The organism is Psychrobacter sp. CoH-33_TS_01 (assembly GCF_058189395.1).
The window spans coordinates 110,843-129,692 of sequence record NZ_JBVGQI010000009.1; the positions used below are offsets into that span (position 1 = coordinate 110,843).

15 protein-coding genes are annotated in these 18,850 nt (G+C 46.1%); 6 read left to right on the forward strand and 9 right to left on the reverse strand.

Going from position 1 to position 18,850, the window contains the following annotated elements; translation table 11 throughout:
• Positions 1 to 776 precede the first annotated feature (776 nt).
• On the forward strand, positions 777 to 1,655 hold the full coding sequence (ypfJ, locus tag ACZ2XM_RS13040; RefSeq protein ID WP_490589124.1) for a KPN_02809 family neutral zinc metallopeptidase: 879 nt from the start codon (positions 777 to 779) through the stop codon (positions 1,653 to 1,655).
• A 191-nt stretch (positions 1,656 to 1,846) separates the two neighbouring features.
• On the opposite strand, the gene ACZ2XM_RS13045 is transcribed toward ypfJ, so the two are convergent.
• The 3 genes from ACZ2XM_RS13045 to trxA form a co-directional block, all read right to left on the reverse strand.
• A complete protein-coding gene (locus tag ACZ2XM_RS13045; protein ID WP_490589123.1) occupies positions 1,847 to 2,083 on the reverse strand; it encodes a YMGG-like glycine zipper-containing protein in 237 nt (78 codons plus the stop codon).
• Positions 2,084 to 2,616: 533 nt separating this feature from the next.
• Positions 2,617 to 3,885, reverse strand: a complete 1,269-nt coding sequence (rho, locus tag ACZ2XM_RS13050) for a transcription termination factor Rho (protein WP_490589122.1) — start codon at positions 3,883 to 3,885, stop codon at positions 2,617 to 2,619.
• A gap of 474 nt (positions 3,886 to 4,359) precedes the next feature.
• Positions 4,360 to 4,686, reverse strand: coding sequence for a thioredoxin (gene trxA, locus ACZ2XM_RS13055; protein ID WP_490589121.1), 327 nt, complete (start codon positions 4,684 to 4,686; stop codon positions 4,360 to 4,362).
• 171 nt (positions 4,687 to 4,857) lie between these two features.
• On the opposite strand from trxA, the gene ACZ2XM_RS13060 reads away from it, so the two are divergent.
• The gene (locus tag ACZ2XM_RS13060) at positions 4,858 to 5,571 is read left to right on the forward strand and encodes an RluA family pseudouridine synthase (RefSeq protein WP_490589120.1); all 714 of its coding nucleotides are present in this window, start codon (positions 4,858 to 4,860) and stop codon (positions 5,569 to 5,571) included.
• An 87-nt stretch (positions 5,572 to 5,658) separates the two neighbouring features.
• Entirely contained in the window at positions 5,659 to 7,317 is a 1,659-nt protein-coding gene (locus tag ACZ2XM_RS13065; protein WP_490589119.1) for a flavin-containing monooxygenase, read from the forward strand.
• On the opposite strand, the gene ACZ2XM_RS13070 is transcribed toward ACZ2XM_RS13065, so the two are convergent.
• Positions 7,314 to 8,261, reverse strand: a complete 948-nt coding sequence (locus ACZ2XM_RS13070; protein ID WP_490589118.1) for an NAD(P)-dependent oxidoreductase — start codon at positions 8,259 to 8,261, stop codon at positions 7,314 to 7,316. The genes ACZ2XM_RS13065 and ACZ2XM_RS13070 overlap by 4 nt on opposite strands.
• Positions 8,262 to 8,641: 380 nt before the next feature.
• Here ACZ2XM_RS13070 and rapA point away from each other — a divergent pair, with 380 nt between their 5' ends.
• Together rapA and ACZ2XM_RS13080 are read left to right on the forward strand one after the other, a co-directional pair.
• Positions 8,642 to 11,533 (forward strand): RNA polymerase-associated protein RapA, encoded by a 2,892-nt coding sequence (gene rapA / locus ACZ2XM_RS13075; RefSeq protein WP_490589117.1) that lies wholly within the window; start codon positions 8,642 to 8,644, stop codon positions 11,531 to 11,533.
• Positions 11,534 to 11,824: 291 nt separating this feature from the next.
• Positions 11,825 to 12,718 (forward strand): acyl-CoA thioesterase, encoded by an 894-nt coding sequence (locus tag ACZ2XM_RS13080; protein ID WP_490589116.1) that lies wholly within the window; start codon positions 11,825 to 11,827, stop codon positions 12,716 to 12,718.
• A gap of 133 nt (positions 12,719 to 12,851) precedes the next feature.
• On the opposite strand, the gene ACZ2XM_RS13085 is transcribed toward ACZ2XM_RS13080, so the two are convergent.
• The gene (locus ACZ2XM_RS13085) at positions 12,852 to 14,159 is read right to left on the reverse strand and encodes a lytic murein transglycosylase (protein WP_490589212.1); all 1,308 of its coding nucleotides are present in this window, start codon (positions 14,157 to 14,159) and stop codon (positions 12,852 to 12,854) included.
• A 276-nt stretch (positions 14,160 to 14,435) separates the two neighbouring features.
• Here ACZ2XM_RS13085 and ACZ2XM_RS13090 point away from each other — a divergent pair, with 276 nt between their 5' ends.
• Positions 14,436 to 15,065 carry a histidine phosphatase family protein gene (locus tag ACZ2XM_RS13090; protein WP_490589115.1) on the forward strand — a complete coding sequence of 210 codons (630 nt, stop codon included), beginning with the start codon at positions 14,436 to 14,438 and terminating at the stop codon, positions 15,063 to 15,065.
• A gap of 124 nt (positions 15,066 to 15,189) precedes the next feature.
• On the opposite strand, the gene ACZ2XM_RS13095 is transcribed toward ACZ2XM_RS13090, so the two are convergent.
• From ACZ2XM_RS13095 to ACZ2XM_RS13110, 4 genes are all read right to left on the reverse strand, one after another.
• The gene (locus tag ACZ2XM_RS13095) at positions 15,190 to 15,738 is read right to left on the reverse strand and encodes a hypothetical protein (protein WP_490589114.1); all 549 of its coding nucleotides are present in this window, start codon (positions 15,736 to 15,738) and stop codon (positions 15,190 to 15,192) included.
• 36 nt (positions 15,739 to 15,774) lie between these two features.
• Positions 15,775 to 16,968, reverse strand: coding sequence for an A/G-specific adenine glycosylase (gene mutY / locus ACZ2XM_RS13100; protein WP_490589113.1), 1,194 nt, complete (start codon positions 16,966 to 16,968; stop codon positions 15,775 to 15,777).
• Positions 16,969 to 17,251: 283 nt separating this feature from the next.
• Positions 17,252 to 18,202, reverse strand: coding sequence for a ribosome biogenesis GTPase YlqF (gene ylqF / locus ACZ2XM_RS13105; RefSeq protein WP_490589112.1), 951 nt, complete (start codon positions 18,200 to 18,202; stop codon positions 17,252 to 17,254).
• A gap of 225 nt (positions 18,203 to 18,427) precedes the next feature.
• On the reverse strand, positions 18,428 to 18,739 hold the full coding sequence (locus ACZ2XM_RS13110) for a DUF6364 family protein (protein ID WP_490589111.1): 312 nt from the start codon (positions 18,737 to 18,739) through the stop codon (positions 18,428 to 18,430).
• Positions 18,740 to 18,850 lie beyond the last annotated feature (111 nt).

Genomic DNA, 18,850 nt, shown 5'->3' on the forward strand with positions numbered 1-18,850 from the left:
TCTTCGGTAACACCGAAGCCGCTACTTATGCTACCACTGACAAGCTACGCTAGGCCTATGCTGTATAGCATAGGGATTATAAATAGAGAGCTAAAATGACTAATACTAAAGGCAATAGTCATATTCAGTAGCTATAAATAATCGTACTAGAATAATCTACCAGCTGTTTCGACCGCTGTCGAGATTTTGCGACCAACATAAAGCCGTACATTTATACGAGTTAGGAAGCAAGTATAAATCAATATGACGGTAAAGCAAATCCCAACTGTAGCAGGATTGATGTGTATTTGTGACTAATGTTAAATGGGGATTATTTATTTTTATAACTATATGTTATAAGGAGTTAGCAGAGACATAACCCCTTATCTGCCCCAATATTTAAGCCGTATTAGCACCTGCTATTCATGCTGAGTAGGTAGCTAGGCCACTCAGCTTTATAATAAAACTATGCACAATTCACCACAAGCGGCTACGGCTATGCTAATAACAATATGCAATAATATTTACAACTTGATAGGGCCAAATAGTTTTTAATGTCGGTTTAAGCGCAATGTTGAGTCTCGGCATTACTAATTAGCTGATCATTGAATGATAGCGGCGTGGTCAGCTGGTTCATGAATATTGATTTTTGCAGCCTGAGTAAAGGCTTATAAAAGCCAATGAAGTAAATAGCCCCAGTATAAAAATTGTTATTTGGCATAGTAGCTAGTATAGAATAACTCAATTGCATTCAATGAGTGCGCAGGCAATAGTATCTGAAGTGAGGAGAGCCTAAGATGAAATGGCAGGGTAGACAAGGTAGCTCAAACGTACGTATGAGCGGCGGTAAAGCAGTCGGTGGCGGTATTGGTGGTATTATTATCGGTCTCATTTTATGGCTGGTCTTCGGGGTCAATCCGATGCAAGCTCTGCAAACGGGACAATCAGTAGCCGGTGGTAGTAGTACTAAAACGACCGAAGCCACTGATGACAGTCGTGATACGCAATTTGTTAAAGTGGTTTTGGCGGATACGGAAGCGGTCTGGCATCAGGTTTTCCAAGAGGCAGGTGGCACTTATAAAGAGCCTACTCTAGTGCTGTTTAACGGTCGCGTAAACTCGGCTTGTGGCGGGGCTACGGCAGCTACGGGGCCTTTTTATTGCCCAGGCGATGAGACCGTTTACCTAGATACTTCATTTTTCGCAGAAATGCGTCAGAATCTAGGTATAACAGGGGATCAACAAGGGTCAGGCGACGCTGAGAATGCGGATAGAGCAGGTGACTTTGCGCAAGCGTATGTCATCTCACATGAGGTCGGTCACCATGTGCAAACCCTTTTAGGTATCTCACAAAAAGTGAACCAAGCACGGCAGCAAGTTAGCCAAGCAGAAGGTAATGACTTGTCTGTACGTCAAGAGCTGCAAGCAGATTGCTTTGCTGGTGTTTGGGCCAATCGTAATGAGCAACGAGTACAGTTTTTGGAAGCGGGTGATATTGATGAAGCCATCAATGCCGCGGGACAAATTGGTGATGACCGTCTAGCCCAAGCTAGTGGTCGTGCTGTAGTGCCAGATAACTTTACCCATGGTACCAGTCAGCAGCGTGTGAACTGGTTTAGTCGTGGTCTAAAAAGTGGCGATATCCAATCTTGTGATACCTTTAGTGGTGCTTTATAACCTTCCATAGTGCTCTATAACCGTTGATGGCGCTGTGTAACCGCTAAAGTCAATAACTTAGTGGCTTAAGCTAATAAATGGTTCTTTAATCTAGTGCAAATAAAAAAGCCTGCAAATCAATTGCAGGCTTTTTTATTAGTAAAGTTAATAGCTTAACTATTAATCCTTGTTCAATAATTGACTATAATCAATTAGTTATGGTCGATCACATAGCCAGTACCACCACCTAGAATAGCACCTACCACAGCGCCTCTAGCGATGTCTTTACTGTCGCCTTTACTTTTGACTAAAGCACCAGCAGTAGCGCCCGCGATAGTCCCTTTAGTAGCGTTGTTCATAGTGCCATAGTTACCTGTTGACGAGCAAGCGGTCATAACTAAGGCAGAGGCTGCTACAGAAGATAATGCTAAAGTTTTAAGAGTTTTCATAACAATCCCTATCAATATAAAGTGGTTAGATTAACGCAAGCTGCTATCTAAAAATGATGCAACAGTAACGTCAAATACGCTATGCTCATCAAAGACTAACTAAAAACAAGCAACCTAGAAGAAAAGTTACCTTCATGTAGTCAGTCTTTATGAGTCAAGCTGCTTAAGATAATAATAGCGCACAATTCTTTACGGCTCGTACCAGTCTAAGGCGTTATTTGCTAAGGCTTGTAAACTAAGGTAGCTAGTTGTTACCTAAAACATTATTATCTTGTCAAGATTGTAAAACTACGCTAACTGTTTTGGCTGTAGTTTTTGCAGATAATAGAGTATTTGCAGACCATTAACAGATATAGCTCAATATATTGCCAATGATGAACAAAGCAGTATTTAGTGCAACCTTCTCTTAGCTTACCTCTTGATTAGATTAGACCTCTAAAAAATCAGCGCCTAAAACCCGCCCATAAAAAAGACCACCGAAGTGATCTTAGATAGTTGGCAGTCTTACCACCCGTTGACGATGATATAACCTATTAGTTTTGCGATTTACGCTTCATTTGGTCAAAGAAGTCATCGTTGGTCTTGGCTTCTTTTAGACGATCTAGCAAGAATTCAGTCGCGGTCACTTCATCCATAGGCTGCAGCAATTTACGTAAAATCCAAACTTTACGTAGCGTATCTTCATCCATCAGACGCTCTTCGCGGCGAGTCCCTGAACGCTTAATATTGATCGCTGGGAACACGCGTTTTTCGGCTAGGTCACGCTCAAGAGTAATCTCTTGGTTGCCCGTACCTTTAAACTCTTCGAAAATCACGCTGTCCATTTTACTACCGGTATCAATCAATGCCGTAGAAATAATGGTTAAGCTGCCACCTTCTTCGATATTACGCGCGGCACCAAAGAAGCGTTTAGGCTGGCCTAACGCATTGGCGTCCAGACCACCGGTCAACACTTTGCCTGAAGAAGGCACAATAGTGTTATAAGCCCGTGCTAAACGGGTAATTGAATCGAGCAAAATAACCACGTCTTGTTTGTGTTCTACCAGACGTTTGGCTTTTTCGATGACCATCTCAGCCACTTGCACGTGACGCTGTGGCGGCTCATCAAAAGTCGATGCTACCACTTCACCGCGGACCGTACGCTGCATTTCAGTGACTTCTTCTGGGCGCTCATCGATAAGTAAAACAATGAGATAGCACTCAGGGTTATTACGAGTAATCGCTTGCGCAATCGTCTGTAATAAGACGGTCTTACCAGCTTTGGGTGGGGCTACGATAATAGAGCGTTGGCCTTTACCAATAGGAGCAATCAAATCGATAATACGGCCGGTTAAATCTTCAGTCGTCCCGTTACCACTCTCTAGCTTGAGCTGTTCTGTAGGGAAGAGGGGGGTCAAGTTTTCGAAGATTAGCTTATGACGTGAGCGGTCTGGCGTATCAAAGTTGATTTCGCCAACTTTCAATAGCGCGAAATAACGCTCAGAGTCTTTAGGCGGACGAATCGTACCGGCAATACTGTCGCCCGTCTTTAAACTAAAGCGACGAATCTGGCTAGGGCTGACATAGATGTCGTCAGGGCCAGCAAGGTAGGAGCCTTCAGAGGAGCGTAAGAAGCCAAAACCATCCGGAAGGACTTCTAAAACGCCATCGCCATAAATAGCTTCGCCATTACGTGCGTGGGTTTTTAGGATAGCGAAGATGATATCTTGTTTACGGCTGCGTGCCATATTTTCAAGACCCATTTCCTCAGCAATTACCAAAAGCTCAGTAACGGATTTTTTCTTTAATTCAGTTAAGTTCATAGATAAGTCATTAGCAATTTATCGGAGGGGACTGCAATAGGTAGGGCAGCCCATGACGTAGAGAGTGGATAGCCATAGCGTGCTAACAGGGATACATAAGGGGTCGATCTCAACAGTCAGCTCAAGGCATACTAAGGTGATGACAAGGTATCACGGTATGAATCTGGTGCTGCCAAAGAGTCTTGGATAAGAACGTAAATATTCTGTTATTAATCGTCGTGTTTTGTGTTGATAAACACAGAGGAGAACAGCGGCTGCATGGTACTTCGAGCGCTTAGGAAACCTTTTAAGTTTCTCTTGTCAGCAGACTATACGGTTTTCAGGATAGAGTTGTCAATAATTTTTGTAAAAAAACGTGAATAAAGTTGGTAAGCTCGGTGGGGTATAAGCCGCCCTGAATAGGGACTTTATTAAAAAAGCCATCATTATCAATAACAATGGCTAGATTAGAAATTAAGATAGCACAGTTTGGGTTTAGATATGTTTATCTAATACTTTAGCCAATTCAGCTTTAGGCTGTAGGCCCATAACTGCGTCTACTTTTTCGCCACCTTTAAAGACAAATAGCGTAGGGATGTTGCGGATACCAAAGCGGCTAGCGGCTTGTGGGTTGCTATCGACATCTACCTTGACGATTTTTACTTTACCGTCGTATTCGTTGGCTAAATCCTCTAAGATAGGGGCAATAGCTTTACAAGGGCCGCACCAAGCTGCCCAAAAATCGACTAATACGGGTACGTCTGACTTTAGCACGTCTTCATCAAAGTTAGCATCGGTAGTGTTAATAATATTATCTGACATAAAGTCCTCACTTCTATAGGGAATTATTTATAGGTAATCAATGTGACATTATCTTAGCATGATTCCCGGACATTGACAGATGCTGCCCAGTTAATATAGCAAACAATTAATATTTGCATAATAAATCGCAACATAAGACCACACCGCTTGCAATCAGAACGAAAGAGACCTATGGCCATTACTCAAACCTATATCGACGAACAAAACCTGCTAGAACAACAGCATCCGCAAGCCTTCTTTACCGAGTTTGCCCAGTCTATCACTGTCTTTGAAGACGATGATATCTGGATAGTAGACAAGCCCGCCGGCCTATTGAGTGTCGATGGCAAAGAGCTGAAGGTAAGCCTACTATCCCGCCTTGAACGTGCCAATCCTGAGGTGAAATTGATTCATCGTCTGGATATGGATACTTCTGGCATTATGATTTTTGGTAAAAATAAAGCGGCGCAATCGCATATCAGTAAGCAGTTCATCGACCGGTTACCGCAAAAGCAGTACCAAGCAGTCGTGATGGGCACCCTAGCGGCAACTGAAAAAAAGGGTAAGATAGATATTCCAGTGCGCTATGAGCCGAGCTTAAAACCGCGGCATATCACCGATCCCAGCTGGTCAAAACAGGCGCTGACTCATTACGACGTTTTGCACCATGAGTTGCGGGCAGGCAAAGCGGTGACGCGAGTCGCTTTATACCCAGTAACGGGACGCAGCCATCAATTGCGGGTGCATATGACCCATATTGGCCATGTCATTATCGGTGACCCTATCTATGCTGAGGGCACGCCGCTGACCTTAGCGCCGAGATTGTGTCTACATGCGCACAGCTTAAGGTTGAAGCACCCAGTATTAAACGGTTGGATGGAGTGGCAAAGCCCTGTTCCTTTCTAGTAGCCCCCTTTTTAGCAGCACCCTTTTTTCGTACAGTATTTTTCGCTGTGCCTTTATTAGTTTAAGTATTGGTTTAAGGATGACCCTATGCAATTGCCGCTGTTACCGACCCAAACTTATAGAAAGGCGCGCAAGCAAATTGTAGCATTGCCGCAGACCTTGGCGGAGTTGAAACAACGCCTACTGACGCAGCATGGGGATGCGACCTATCCGCAAGCAGAGCAAGCACTACCGGATTACGAAGTGCTAATCATTGGGGCGGGCGTATCGGGTATTGATATGGGCTACCATCTGCAACAACGCTATAAAGAAAACCCGACTGTGCTAGGCCGTGCCGCAAAAAAGAGATTTCTAATCGTAGAGAAGCGCACAGATATGGGCGGGACTTGGGATTTATTTAAATATCCTGGGATTCGCTCGGATTCTGACATGTTTACCTTTGGCTTTGCGCATCGACCTTGGCTCAGTAAAAAAACGCTGACGGATGGCGCTTCGATTAAGGCGTACATTAAGCAAACCGCAACGGATGAACAATTAGACAGCGCCATTCGTTATCAAACAGAAGTCACGCAAGTGGCGTGGTCGAGTACAGATAAATACTGGACGGCAACGCTATATAATAGCGCCACGAAGATGACCCAAAAGGTCACTGCCAGTTTTATCGTGGGGGCGACGGGCTACTACGATTATGATAAAGGCTACCAACCTGACTTTCCGGGTCAAGAGGCTTTCAAGGGTGCATTGATTCATCCGCAGCAGTGGGCGGAAGATACCGATTATCAAGATAAAAAAGTTGTGATTATCGGCAGTGGGGCGACGGCGGTAACCTTGCTGCCCGCCTTAATCGATGCGAATGCGGACACCCAAGCCGCTCACGTCACTATGCTGCAGCGCTCACCGACTTATATTGCTAATGTGCCTAGCGTGGATGAAGGTATGCAGACTCTGACGGCAAAACTGCCGCTGAATAATGCCCAGGCCTATACGCTAGTCCGTTGGAAAAACATCCTCACTCAGCAAGGTATTTATCGCTTTGCCAAAGTAGCCCCGCAAGCCATGAAAGCGGTGCTGACCTACAAGGCCAAACAAGACCTGAAAGGCAGTGGTGTGTCGCTCTCTCATTTTACCCCAGATTACAACCCTTGGGATGAGCGCCTTTGTGCGGTACCAGATGGTGATTTATTTCAAGCCTTGCAGGGTGATAAGGCAGAGATAGTCACGGATGAAATCGAGCACTTCACCGCGACCGGCATACAATTGCGCAGTGGCCGTCATCTTGAGGCCGATATTATCGTTAGTGCCACAGGCTTGACCTTGCAGATGTTGGGCGGGGCAGAAGTAAGTTTGGATGGGGTGCCCGTCACCGTAGGCGAGCGCATGACGTATAAAGCGGTACTGGTCGAAGGCATCCCTAACATGGCCGTCATGTTTGGCTATACCAATGCTTCTTGGACGCTAAAAATTGATTTAGCCTGTGCGTATCTACTGCGTTTATTCGACCATATGGCTAGACATCGCTACCAAACGGTCGTCGCGCAGTCGCAATCTGAGCAGGGCGAGCAAGTACAGCGCCAAGTGGATACGGTCATGGGCGCGCTTTCAGCCGGCTATATCCAACGCGCTAAAGAGGTGTTGCCGAAGCAGGGCGATCGCTATCCGTGGTTAGTCACTAACAACTACATGACGGATAGGATCATGCTGAAATACCGCGGTATCGAGGATGAATGGCTCCGCTTTACCCGTTAAGCCTTAAGGGTCGCCACAAAGTCCTGCACCTGGTCGCTTAAGATGGCCCACAGTTTTTCTTGCGCGGCGATGCTGCCCCAAGCATTATGCGGACTAAATACCACCCGCGGGTGGTCAGCTAAAGTCAATAAGGGGTCATCATCACTGATAGGCTCTTGCTCAAAGACATCGGTGGCATAGCCTAGGACTTGCTCAGCATTGATAGCGGCGACTAAGGCAGCGGTATCGACCACACCGCCGCGAGCGACGTTGACGATTAGAGGCTGTTGCTCCATTTTACTGAGCGTCTCTGCATTAATTAAATGTTCGGTGGCTTCGGTCAAAGGGCAGTGCAAGCTCAGGACATCGGCGCGGGCTAAGACTTCATCAAAGTCGGTATAGTCGCTATTGCGCGGTGTACGGCCTTGATGCTCGGCCCACAATACGGTCATGCCAAACACGCGCGCTATCTCGGTAACGCGTTTGCCAATAGTGCCTACTCCAATGATACCTAAGGTTTTATCTTCTAAATCTAATAGCGGCTCATCGAGCAGACAGAAATTGCCGTCTTGTTGCCAGCTGCCATCGACCACTTTATTATGATAATGCAGCCCTGCACGCATACCATTGAGCATCAACATAAAGGTATGCTCAGGCACACTCTTAATAGCATAGCCCGCGATATTATATAAGAGAACATCATTATCTTTACAGGCGGTCTGGTCGACGTTATTAATGCCCGTCGCCGTTAATTGGATGAGCTTCAGTTTGGGCAATTGCTCAATGACATTGCGGCCAATTTTAACCTTATTGGCAATGATGATGTCGGCGTCTTGGCAGCGCTCGAGGATGATGGCGTCATCTTGTGGGGTACTGTCATACGTTTCATAATAATTTACCCCTGCCGGTGCTGGCAGATCGACACAATCCAAAAAAGTACCACGGTCTAAAAACACAGCCTTCATAAAATATCCTTTCTCAGCAATGATTAAACATGAGTTCCCTAATTAGCTATCTTAACAATAGCGTGCCTGCTTTGGTACTGTATACCTCGTTTAAATATTAAGGCGGCCAAAAACAGCTGCTATAAAAAAACTCAGTTCTCTGCCCCTTGAAAATCGCCACTGATGCACACATTAAGCCCCTAACGTTATATAATCTATGAGTCCGTGCCGTCTTTTGGTGCAGATGCCGCTATTTATGTCCTACTTTATGAGCGGTCACCTGTGCTCACTGATCATTGTATGACTGTATATATTGTTGTATATCATACAGTTGATTCAAGGCACTAGGCTTTGATTGATAACCGCCTCTTTAATTCGCTAAGCACACAAGATCCTATTCTATGACTATCTCTGCTTCTTCTCTACACAGCGCCGACTTTGCCGTTGGTCAACGTTATTTGTCTGACACTGAGTCTGAGCTTGGTCTCGGCGTCGTCATCGATGTCGATGATCGCTGTGTCCATATTCTCTTCCCACAAAGCGAAGAGACTCGGGTCTATGCTAAAAACTCAGCTCCCTTATCGCGAGTAGTGTTCAAAGTCGGCGATAAGATTACCGATCAAGCGGGTGAGACGCATACTGTGACCGGTGTGGATGAAGTGATGGGCGTGATTAAATATCAGGTCGAAGATATTGATAAAGGCATCATGGAGACCCGGTTGGCCGCCAATATTACTTTGGCCAAGCCTTTAGAGCGTCTGCTAGCCGGGCGTATTGAGCGTGGTGATTGGTACGAGCTGCGCCAAGATATTCTCCGTATGCAATCGGCGCTGGCAGGTCATCCGTTACGCGGTCTCATGGGCGCACGTGTGGATATTATCGAGCATCAACTGTATATCGCTCATGAAGTGGGCAAACGTATTGCCCCTCGCGTCTTGCTAGCGGATGAAGTGGGCTTGGGTAAAACCATTGAAGCGGGTCTCATTATCCATCAACAGCTGATGACCGGCCGCGCAGAGCGAGTGTTAATCCTCGTCCCGGATAGCCTGCAATACCAGTGGATGATTGAAATGCGTCGTCGCTTTAACTTGGACTTCGCTCTATTTGACTTGGTGCGTACAGCCGCGATTAAAGAGCACGATCCTGAGCAAAACGTCTTTGCTACTGAGCAATGTATTATTGCCAGTTTAGACTTGCTGCTCGACCACGATGACCTTTATGAGCAGGCTATAGAAGCGGGCTTTGATTTGCTAGTCGTCGATGAAGCGCATCATTTGCATTGGAATAGCGAGCAAGGTGGCAACGACAAGTACGAGATGATTGCGGACTTTGCTCATGAGACGCCGGGTATGCTGTTACTGACTGCAACCCCTGAGCAGCTGGGCTTAGAGAGCCATTTTGCCCGCCTGCGCCTTTTAGATCCCAATAGATTTGACGATTTAGACGATTTCGTAGCCAGTCAAGAGGCCTTCGCAGATACCGCAGCTGTGGCTGGCGTGTTAATCGCTGAACAACCGTTAACAGAAGGTCAAATAGCTGCGTTGGCGGGCTTAATTAACATTGATGCAGATGAGTTGGCGCCTATTAACGAAGATGACAAGCTGCGTACCCATGCGCTCAACGAGCTGCTCGATCGTCATGGCACCGGTCGTGTGCTATTCCGCAATACGCGCGATAGCGTCAAAGGTTTTCACGGTCGCCAGTCACAAGCGCATCCGTTACCCTTGCCAGAGGCGTGGCAGGGCTGCTATCAAATGAATGGCAAGCTGCGTGAGCAATTATGGGCAGAAGAGTCTCAGCCTGAAGGCGGTTGGTTAGAAGACGACCCACGGGTACCTTGGTTGATTAATATCCTTAAGGGCGACCTTAAGCATCATAAAGTCCTGCTCATTGGCCGTAGTGGCGCGACCATCGAAAGCCTAGAGGCGGTATTGCGTCTGCATGCAGGCATCAAAACCGCTATATTTACTGAGCATATGACGCTGCTTGAGCGTGACCAGGCTGCAGCATTCTTTGCCGATGATGAAGGCGCACAGATCCTACTTTGCTCTGAGATTGGCTCAGAAGGGCGCAACTTCCAGTTTGCTAGTCACTTGATTCTGTGGGATTTACCAGCCAACCCTGATACTTTAGAGCAGCGTATTGGTCGCCTCGACCGTATTGGTCAGACCCAACAGATTACCCTGCATGTCCCATATATTGAAGGCACAGCGCAAGAGCGTCTGTACCAATGGTATAACGAGGCGTTAAATATCTTTAACAATATCTCGCCTACTGCGCAAAGCGTGCAGGAACGCTATATTGTTGATTTAAAACCTCTATTAGAGGGTCAAGCGCCAGAAGGGACAGCAGTAGAGGCTGAATTACAGACCCTAATAGCCGCCGCTAAAGCGACCCGTCAAGACTTAGAGGCGCAGCTACAATCAGGGCGTGACCGCTTGCTTGAGTACAACTCTTGCCGTCCGCGTGTAGCCAACCGTATTGCCAATGCGATGCATGAGTTTGATGACCACAATATCCTCCCGCAATTCGTTGAGCGCTTCTTGGCCTCCGCTAATATAGAGTACAGCTTGCAGCGTGATGGCTCGTGGGTAATTCCACCTATCGATAGTGCGCAAAGCCATGAGTATATTGACGGCTTGCCAATCGACGAAGATGGTATGACGCTGACCTTTGAGCGTAACCAAGCGCTTACGCGTGAAGATATGGCTTATCTGACCCATGAGCATCCGCTCATTCAGAGCATTTATGAGTTAGCGAGCTCCGGCACCTTTGGTAATACCTCAGTGGCGATGCTAAAAAGTGCCGCCATGCCGCAAGGAATGCTGATGCTAGAGGTCAATTTCCGCGTGCAAGCGATTGCGCCAAAACTATTGAATCTACCAGCGACGCTACCTGTGCAAAACCTGCGCATTTTTATTAGTGAGCAAGGCGGTGACCTATCTGAGCGTATTAGTGCCGAGATGATTATGCCGCATATCGAGCGTTTGGATAAAACCCGCGCGCGTCAGGTGGTGAAGGTACGCAGTGAAGTGATTGAGCAGCGTTATCACGATGCGCAGAAAATAGCGCAGGATAAATTGGCAGAGATTGGCGCGCAGGCGAGTGCCCGCTTTAGTCAGCAGTGGCAGCGCGAGATTAGCCGCTTAAAGCATCTCAATAGTATTAACCCAAACGTGCGTCCTGAAGAGATTGAGCGCTTAGAGACGCTAAAGGCACAAGGGGAGCAAGCTTTAGCGCAATTGTCTCTCGTACCCGATTCCATACGGGTTTTAGTGGCGGTGCAGCCTTAAGCGCTGTTCGCCCACCCATTGCTGCTGCCGATTGTTAATATCCTTATAAATAGGGTATTAACATCTATACCTACTAAATTTTAAGCGAACTCATGCTAAAGTAACTGATACTGAATAAAAAGTAGCTGTTATTAAATCAAATGATTGCTATTAAAAAATTGACTGTTACTTAAGCCACCCCTAGATTATTAAGACTTAATGTTTAGTGCGACTTAATGTTATTCGTACTATCCCTGCTATGTTGAATGCTATTTGCGTACGACCCTAATATTTCAATAGATTGGAGACTCCATGCCTGATTATGCTGCACTGATAGACCAACTTTTAGCGACGGTCACTTTGGAAGAGATCAGCCCCGATGTATTTGAAGGGCAGAGTCATGATTATGTAGGCAAACGAATTTTTGGCGGGCAAGTATTGGCCCAAGCCCTGATGGCGGGCGCCAAGACACTACCAGATGATAAGCCATGTCATTCTTTTCACAGCTACTTTTTAAGTGGTGGTGATATCTCGCGCCCTGTCGTTTATCAGGTACGTCGACTGCGAGATGGCCGTACCCTTTCGGCACGCCAAATCACTGCTGTGCAGCATAAAGAGGATAAAAATGGCGAGCCTATTGAGCAAGTTATCTTTTCTATGATCGCTTCCTTTTCTGATGATGAGGCGGGTCTCGATTATCAAGGCAGCATGCCGGTCTATCCGCCGCCAGATGATCTATTGACGGAGCAAGAGCTAAAAGAAGAGTATGTCGGCAGTATTCCAGAGGCGCTACAAGCTCGTTTTATGCGCCAGCGTCATGTCGAGATTAAACCGGTTAAGCCGCGCAATCCCATCTCGCCTGAACCTATGAAACCTAAGCAAGCCAACTGGTTACGTATTAACGAGTTGGGCGAGCAGCCTATAGCTATTCAGCAAGCACTATTGGCCTTTGCCTCGGATTTCTATCTGGTAGGCACCGGCTTAATGCCGCATGGCGTGAGCTTTATGACCAAAGGTCTACAAGCGGCCAGTATCGATCATTCGATGCATTTCCATCGCCCGTTCGATATCAATAACTGGATGCTCTATGACATGCGCTCGGACACCACTTCCAATGCTAAAGGTCTGAACCATGGCCAGTTCTGGCAAGATGGTAAGTTGGTCGCTAGCGTGCAGCAAGAAGGCTTGATGCGTTTAAGACAGTAGCTTAATGAGCAAAGCATTAAGCTCAGAAGTATTTAGACCCATAAAAACAGCCCCTCATATTTATTATGAAGGGCTGTTTTTTATAGCGTATTTAAGCCGATAATCGTGCGACTAGCACTATTTGTAGATTAATCTACCAAATCAGCGTCGAAGCACTACGCTGAGAGATAAAGCCATCTGGCGTCTGGCCATTGGCCGCTTGCCAACGTTGGAAAGCCTTACGCGTATTGGTGCCAATCACGCCATCCGCGCCTTTAGTATCAAAGCCAGCACTGGTTAAGCGCTGCTGTAAATTGGTCACTTGCATAGTAGACAGTGGTTGCTCATAACGCGGCCATGACTTCTGTAGTCCGCCTTGACCAGAAATAGCTTTGCCCAATAAGCTCACACCTAGCGCATAGTTTGATGAGTTGTTATACACCTTAATCACATCAAAGTTTTTGCTCAGTAGTAGCGCAGGGCCATCTTTACCCGCAGGTAGCCACAGCTCAAACTGGCCATTGGCATCCATATAGCTGCCATTAATGCTGGTCACACCCAGTGCACGCCATTCAGAAAATGAGCGTTTCGTGCCCACAGTATTGTAATCAAAAGCGCCTGGTAAAGTCACTTCATAAAAAGGGGCTAACCCACGTACCCAACCCGAATTGCTTAAGTAGTTCGCCGTTGACGCTAGCGCATCAGCAGTAGACCAAGGGTTACGGTGACCATCGCCATCCCCATCGACCCCATGTTGTAGCCAAGTCCCTGGGATAAACTGGGTCTGTCCCATACCACCGGCCCATGAGCCATCAAGCTGTGTCCAATACACATCGCCACGCTGCAGCAATTGCACTAAAGACAGTAGCTGAGTCTCTGCAAATTCTTGACGGCGACCATCGAAAGCTAGACTGGATAAGGCGCTAGGAATATCGCTGTTGCCCGTGACTGCGCCAAAAGACGACTCCATACCCCAAATAGCCGCAACGATATCTGCACTCACGCCATAACGAGACTCAAGCTCTGACAAATAAGCGCGCTGCTCAGCAAATTTACGTTTGCCCGTACTTACGCGGCCATCAGATACTGCAGAATCAGCATAATCCCAAGGCATTTTCGAGAATTCAGGTTGACCCGAATCTAGCGAGATTACCTGTTGGTTTAACTGCGCTGAACTCATTAGACGCTGCACGTCTGAGGGGCTATAACCTGAAGCAATAGCTCGCGAAGTAAAGTCATTTTTCCAGTCATAAAAGCTGTTATAGCTCTTTGGTACGGGCTTCACCGTAGGCGTCTGCTCGATGATTACTGGAGTCGGTTTGACCTTAATAACTTGCGTCTGCGTCACTTGCACATTGCCTTGGCGTACCGGCGGTTTGGTCTGCATAGCTTGTTGACTGGCACAACCAGACGCTAAGAGTATGGCGGGAACCAACGTAAGATATTGCTTTTTTAACATAATAAAAGATCTCAAAATGGGAAAGAATGAAAATTGGCGCAAAACTAAAGCAAAGTCTGGAGTTATGACTAGCGTGTACTTAACTGAGTTTCGATAAGTCAGTTTCGATAAATCAAGTTACGAGCGGGCGTCATAAAAAATTACTGTAGCAATAAATGCTAACAAAGTCGATGGCATAAGTAAGGGGATTATCGTACTTTGGTAGGGGAGTTCAGCAACAATTCTATATTATGCTAAATCAAGCTAGTCCATAGCTGACAGCTAAAAAGTGAGGTAAGAATGAAATCATTGTATATCGTCAGGCACGGTCAAAGCCTTGCTAATACGGGCGCTGAGTCTATGCCGGATAAGGCTATACCGCTTACAGGCTTAGGTATTGAGCAAGCAAAAACGCTTTGTGATAACTGGCAAGCGCTACTGCCAAAGCCTAGCACTATCTATTGCTCACAAATGCTAAGAGCTCAGCAGACTGCGCAAATTTTTTGTGAGCATTACCAACTCGAGGCGCAGCCACTGCCTTTATTAAATGAATTTGGCTGTCTTGGGTTTGCGACTGTTAAAGGCTTAAAAGGTGAGGCGCGCGGTAAATTAGCGCAGCAGTATTGGGCGAGCGCAGACTTAACCTATCGCGATACAGAGGATTCGGATAGTTTTGCGGATTTTGTTGCAAGAGTTGATGGCTTTATAGCTTCAGCGGCTAGCTATTCACATCAAAGCGTATTTTTTGGTCATGGGATTTGGCTAGGATTGCTAGCATGGCGGTTGCTCGGTATCGATATTCAAGACAATGCTGATATGCGCCGCTTTCGTCAGTTTCAGACAGCTATGCCGATGTATAACACGGTCGTTTATCGACTGGATATCTCTAGTGATAGGGTGATGCAGTTACAAGTGGTTCGTATAAATTGATAAGTAGTTAATCTTGACCCCACGGCAATCCGTACAGCAGATTAAATGACGTAGCGTGTGGTTAGCGATAGCGTAACCCTTAAACTACTAAAAAACTTGCTCTAAGGTGCCTAACTTTTAAAAGCTAGAGAGGTGTCAAATAGCCATATTCTATAAGCTCGCTCGTCGTTGGCGGTATCATAGTTTCTAAATTACCAAGTTGTTCACTTTCAAGAAAATTTGAGTGATTACAGGCCTGGCAGAAAAATGCCAAAGCATCGTGGTTGCTGTATTTAACGAGGATAACCTCTCCACCGCCATCAGAGTGACAGTTGGGGCAGGTGTACGCTTCTAGTTCGACATAAAATAAATCTTCTAAATGACTCCTTAATAACATAGCGAAATTACTTCTATGTTTAAAAGGTATAGAAATCATCTGGTCTATACGACTATCAATATATCTGGAGAAACCAAGATAATTCTTATGAAAAACGGAATGATTAATGGGGTATTTATTAAAATCCAAGTCTTTATAAGCCAGTAATCCCCAATCAGCGAAAGGAGGTTGCGAAAAAATATCCTCATAGTCATTGATGACGTCGAGAATAGTTTGCGCAAACTCCCTAGGCGTAATAACTCCCATATCGCTAAATCTTTTTTTGATGCCGTTAAATATTTTTGGATTTAGCACCATAGATAACACCTTATGAAGTTAATTGGCGTAGGTTATTTAAAGACTCTCCAAAACCTTAACCATAGCCTTAGGCAAACCCAAAGTCGCCTGAGCCTGATTACTATCTGACCAAACCACATTATTATCCGCAGCTTGCAATGCCTTGGTTAATTCTTGCGCTTGCTCAGCACTCAAAGTCAGCTGTTGTGGCTGCAAATACCAGTGAAAGTGAGTCAATGAGTGCTTTATTGGAGCATCATCAAGCAGCGAATTACTAACTGATTGCGCTGTAAGTTTATTCTTGGCTAGCCATTCATTAATGATCTGCTCAGCCGTGGTGAATTCACTTTCATAAACGTCATCATCTTGTGCCGTGGTTAGCACCGTCTTACCCTGAGTTTTTTGTTGAAATTGAAGCGGTAATACCCAAAGTCCACCCCAAATGCCACTATCAGGACGCTGCAACCACAGTATTTCACCTAAATCATTTTGTATCAGTAGCGCATTGCTAAAGCGACTGGGTTTAGGTTTCTTTTTGGCCTTAACCGGATAGTCAGTCTCGCGACCTTGTGCATGGGCAATACAATCGGCACTCACCGGACACAACTCGCATTGCGGGTTTCGACGAGTACATAGCGTCGCCCCCATATCCATCATGGCTTGGGCGAAGTGGCCACTATCGTTGCTCGGGGTTAAGCGCTCCGCCAATGCCCACAGATCTTTAGTCGTCGCCGACTTCATGATATCGCTGTCAATCCCTGCCCAGCGCGTCATCACTCGTTTGACGTTACCATCGCAAATCACGCCGTAGCCGTGCAATCCCATCGCGACAATAGCGCCTGCTGTAGACAGTCCGACACCGGAAATGGCTTCCCAACCTTCGACAGTTTGTGGAAAGTCACCCGTCTCCTCGATAACGGCAACTAACTGCTTAGCACCTTTGTGTAGATTGCGAGCTCGCGCATAATAGCCAAGACCCGCCCAATGCTCTGCAACAGTATCCCAATCGGCAGCGGCCAAGTCTTGCACCGTAGGAAAAGAGGTCATAAAGCGGGCAAAGTAGGGGATGACAGTAGTGACTTGGGTTTGCTGCAGCATCACCTCGGACAGCCAAACAATATAAGGATTGGGCGTATCGGTCTTATGCTGCTGCCAAGGTAAATCGTGGCGACCATTGGTGTCAAACCATTTGAGGATGCGCGGGGCAAAGGTGTCTAGGGCTTGGGCTGGCTGGGAAAATTGGCTAGGCAAGAAAGTTCCTTATAGCTTAAAAAATAAGACTTAATCGTAAGGGCTTTATGGGGGTATACATAGGGTATGCAAGATAAGTACAGGATAAAAAAGGCAATAGGAGACGTTATAGTATTAGCGTAATGACGCTTCGCTAAGCCTGTTAAAGGGTATTCTTAGCGAAGGGTTAAGAGATAAGTTGATTGTGATTATCGTAAAAAATAATTTTTAAAAAGAAGGTTCATTGAGTGAAGCTTTTGCTGTTTAAGAGCATAGTATTGAACAGACGCAAAGTTGATTAACCCTACTTCCGGTTCTTTTTAGCCCGCAGACGACGCAAACGTTTTTCTTCTAACTTTGCTTCTTTTTTCTCTTCAGCTGCTGCTAGTAAGCCCGCGACCATGATCTCTTCCTCTTCACGCATAGCAGGGGTCTCTAAACTAATTCGGCCGAGCGTACCACTGCGCAGTTCATTGACTAAGATCTCGCTCATGCGATAGGTATCGACCACTCCGCCTCTTTGCAAAAGCCCGCGATTACGACCGGCTACCTCAAAAAACTCCCAGTCTGTCTTTGGTAGCTCGTCAATTTTATAGCGTGCCTTGAGCAGATGAGGGTAGGCCTCAATCAGATACTCAGCGGTAAAGCCCGCGACATCTTCAAAGTCAAAGGCTGTGTCTTTAATACCGCCTGTAGCGGCTAAGCGATAGCCAGAATTGGGGTTTTGAATTTTTGGCCAAAGCATACCTGGGGTGTCATACAGCATGATGTCATCATCAATTTTGATCAGCTGCTGCGACTTGGTCACTGCTGGTTCATCCCCTGTTCTAGCGATAGCGCGTCCTGCTAAGGCGTTGATTAACGTGGATTTACCGACGTTAGGAATGCCCATAATTAGGACTTTAATTTGTCTGCCTGTACCGACTTTATTAGGGACTAGCTGTTTGCAAAGCTGAACGATGCGTTTCACTTCAGCGGATTTATTATCGTCACAAGTAATCGCTTTGACTTGGTCTTGGCTTTCTAAGTATTCAATCCAGGCTTGGTTTTGATTGGGGTCAGCAAGGTCAGCTTTGTTTAGGATTTTAATGACCGGTTTTTGCCCACGCAGTCTGGCCACCATCGGGTTTTCGCTGCTATAAGGGATGCGCGCGTCAATCACCTCAATCACCACATCCATATTGGGCATGATTTCTTTGATTTCATTGCGGGCTTTGTTCATGTGGCCCGGGAACCACTGAATGGTTTGTGTCATTGCTTAACTAACCTTGTGTTGATTGGCGAGCGATTATGCCATCGACTCTAATGGTGGATCTTTTATTGGACCGTCTAACGGGAAAGGTCATTGGTTGTAAGGCTTATTATACACAAGCGCAGCTGCTAGCAGGGTTTGCATTCTAAAAGGGCTGTAAGGGAGGTTCAATTTACGGAGGGGAAGTATTAAATGGGCTAAAGCTAAGACAAAACCCAAGTTAAGGCTTCAGTGGGCGTAATACTCACTATATTTCTCATCAAGGTGCTCATGATAAGCATCTTGGTTCTCTGCAGAGCTATGGCTAGGTTGTTTATCCGCTAAGCAACCTGCAAGCTGCCGAGTCAATGGCAGTAAATCCTGCGTAGTTTGCAAAGCCTCCACGAGGTGACTATTTTCATTATTATCTAAATGGATAGTAGGCAACCGCTGCAAATAGTCTGCTACCAGTTGAGAGAGTGATTGGCCCGCCTGTTGGGAAAAAGCTTCTGCCTTAATAATTAGCGCCTCGTCTAGACTTAGCGTAATTTCCTTAGTCATGGGCTACTCCTTAGCAGGGATATTTAACCAGGCCAATAAAGATTTCTCATTACTTAATTAGCATACCCGTTAGCAGCTATTTTCACAAACGCCGCCGTTATTAAGGTGATA

Bases quoted from the DNA above. Each gene is read 5' to 3' on its own strand.
- trxA (WP_490589121.1), bottom strand. From the start codon at position 4,686: ATGTCAGATAATATTATTAACACTACCGATGCTAACTTTGATGAAGAC.
- ACZ2XM_RS13095 (WP_490589114.1), bottom strand. From the start codon at position 15,738: ATGGTGCTAAATCCAAAAATATTTAACGGCATCAAAAAAAGATTTAGC.
- ACZ2XM_RS13065 (WP_490589119.1), top strand. From the start codon at position 5,659: ATGCAATTGCCGCTGTTACCGACCCAAACTTATAGAAAGGCGCGCAAG.
- ACZ2XM_RS13070 (WP_490589118.1), bottom strand. From the start codon at position 8,261: ATGAAGGCTGTGTTTTTAGACCGTGGTACTTTTTTGGATTGTGTCGAT.
- ACZ2XM_RS13090 (WP_490589115.1), top strand. From the start codon at position 14,436: ATGAAATCATTGTATATCGTCAGGCACGGTCAAAGCCTTGCTAATACG.
- ACZ2XM_RS13045 (WP_490589123.1), bottom strand. From the start codon at position 2,083: ATGAAAACTCTTAAAACTTTAGCATTATCTTCTGTAGCAGCCTCTGCC.
- ylqF (WP_490589112.1), bottom strand. From the start codon at position 18,202: ATGACACAAACCATTCAGTGGTTCCCGGGCCACATGAACAAAGCCCGC.
- ACZ2XM_RS13110 (WP_490589111.1), bottom strand. From the start codon at position 18,739: ATGACTAAGGAAATTACGCTAAGTCTAGACGAGGCGCTAATTATTAAG.
- rapA (WP_490589117.1), top strand. From the start codon at position 8,642: ATGACTATCTCTGCTTCTTCTCTACACAGCGCCGACTTTGCCGTTGGT.
- ACZ2XM_RS13060 (WP_490589120.1), top strand. From the start codon at position 4,858: ATGGCCATTACTCAAACCTATATCGACGAACAAAACCTGCTAGAACAA.
- ypfJ (WP_490589124.1), top strand. From the start codon at position 777: ATGAAATGGCAGGGTAGACAAGGTAGCTCAAACGTACGTATGAGCGGC.
- rho (WP_490589122.1), bottom strand. From the start codon at position 3,885: ATGAACTTAACTGAATTAAAGAAAAAATCCGTTACTGAGCTTTTGGTA.
- ACZ2XM_RS13080 (WP_490589116.1), top strand. From the start codon at position 11,825: ATGCCTGATTATGCTGCACTGATAGACCAACTTTTAGCGACGGTCACT.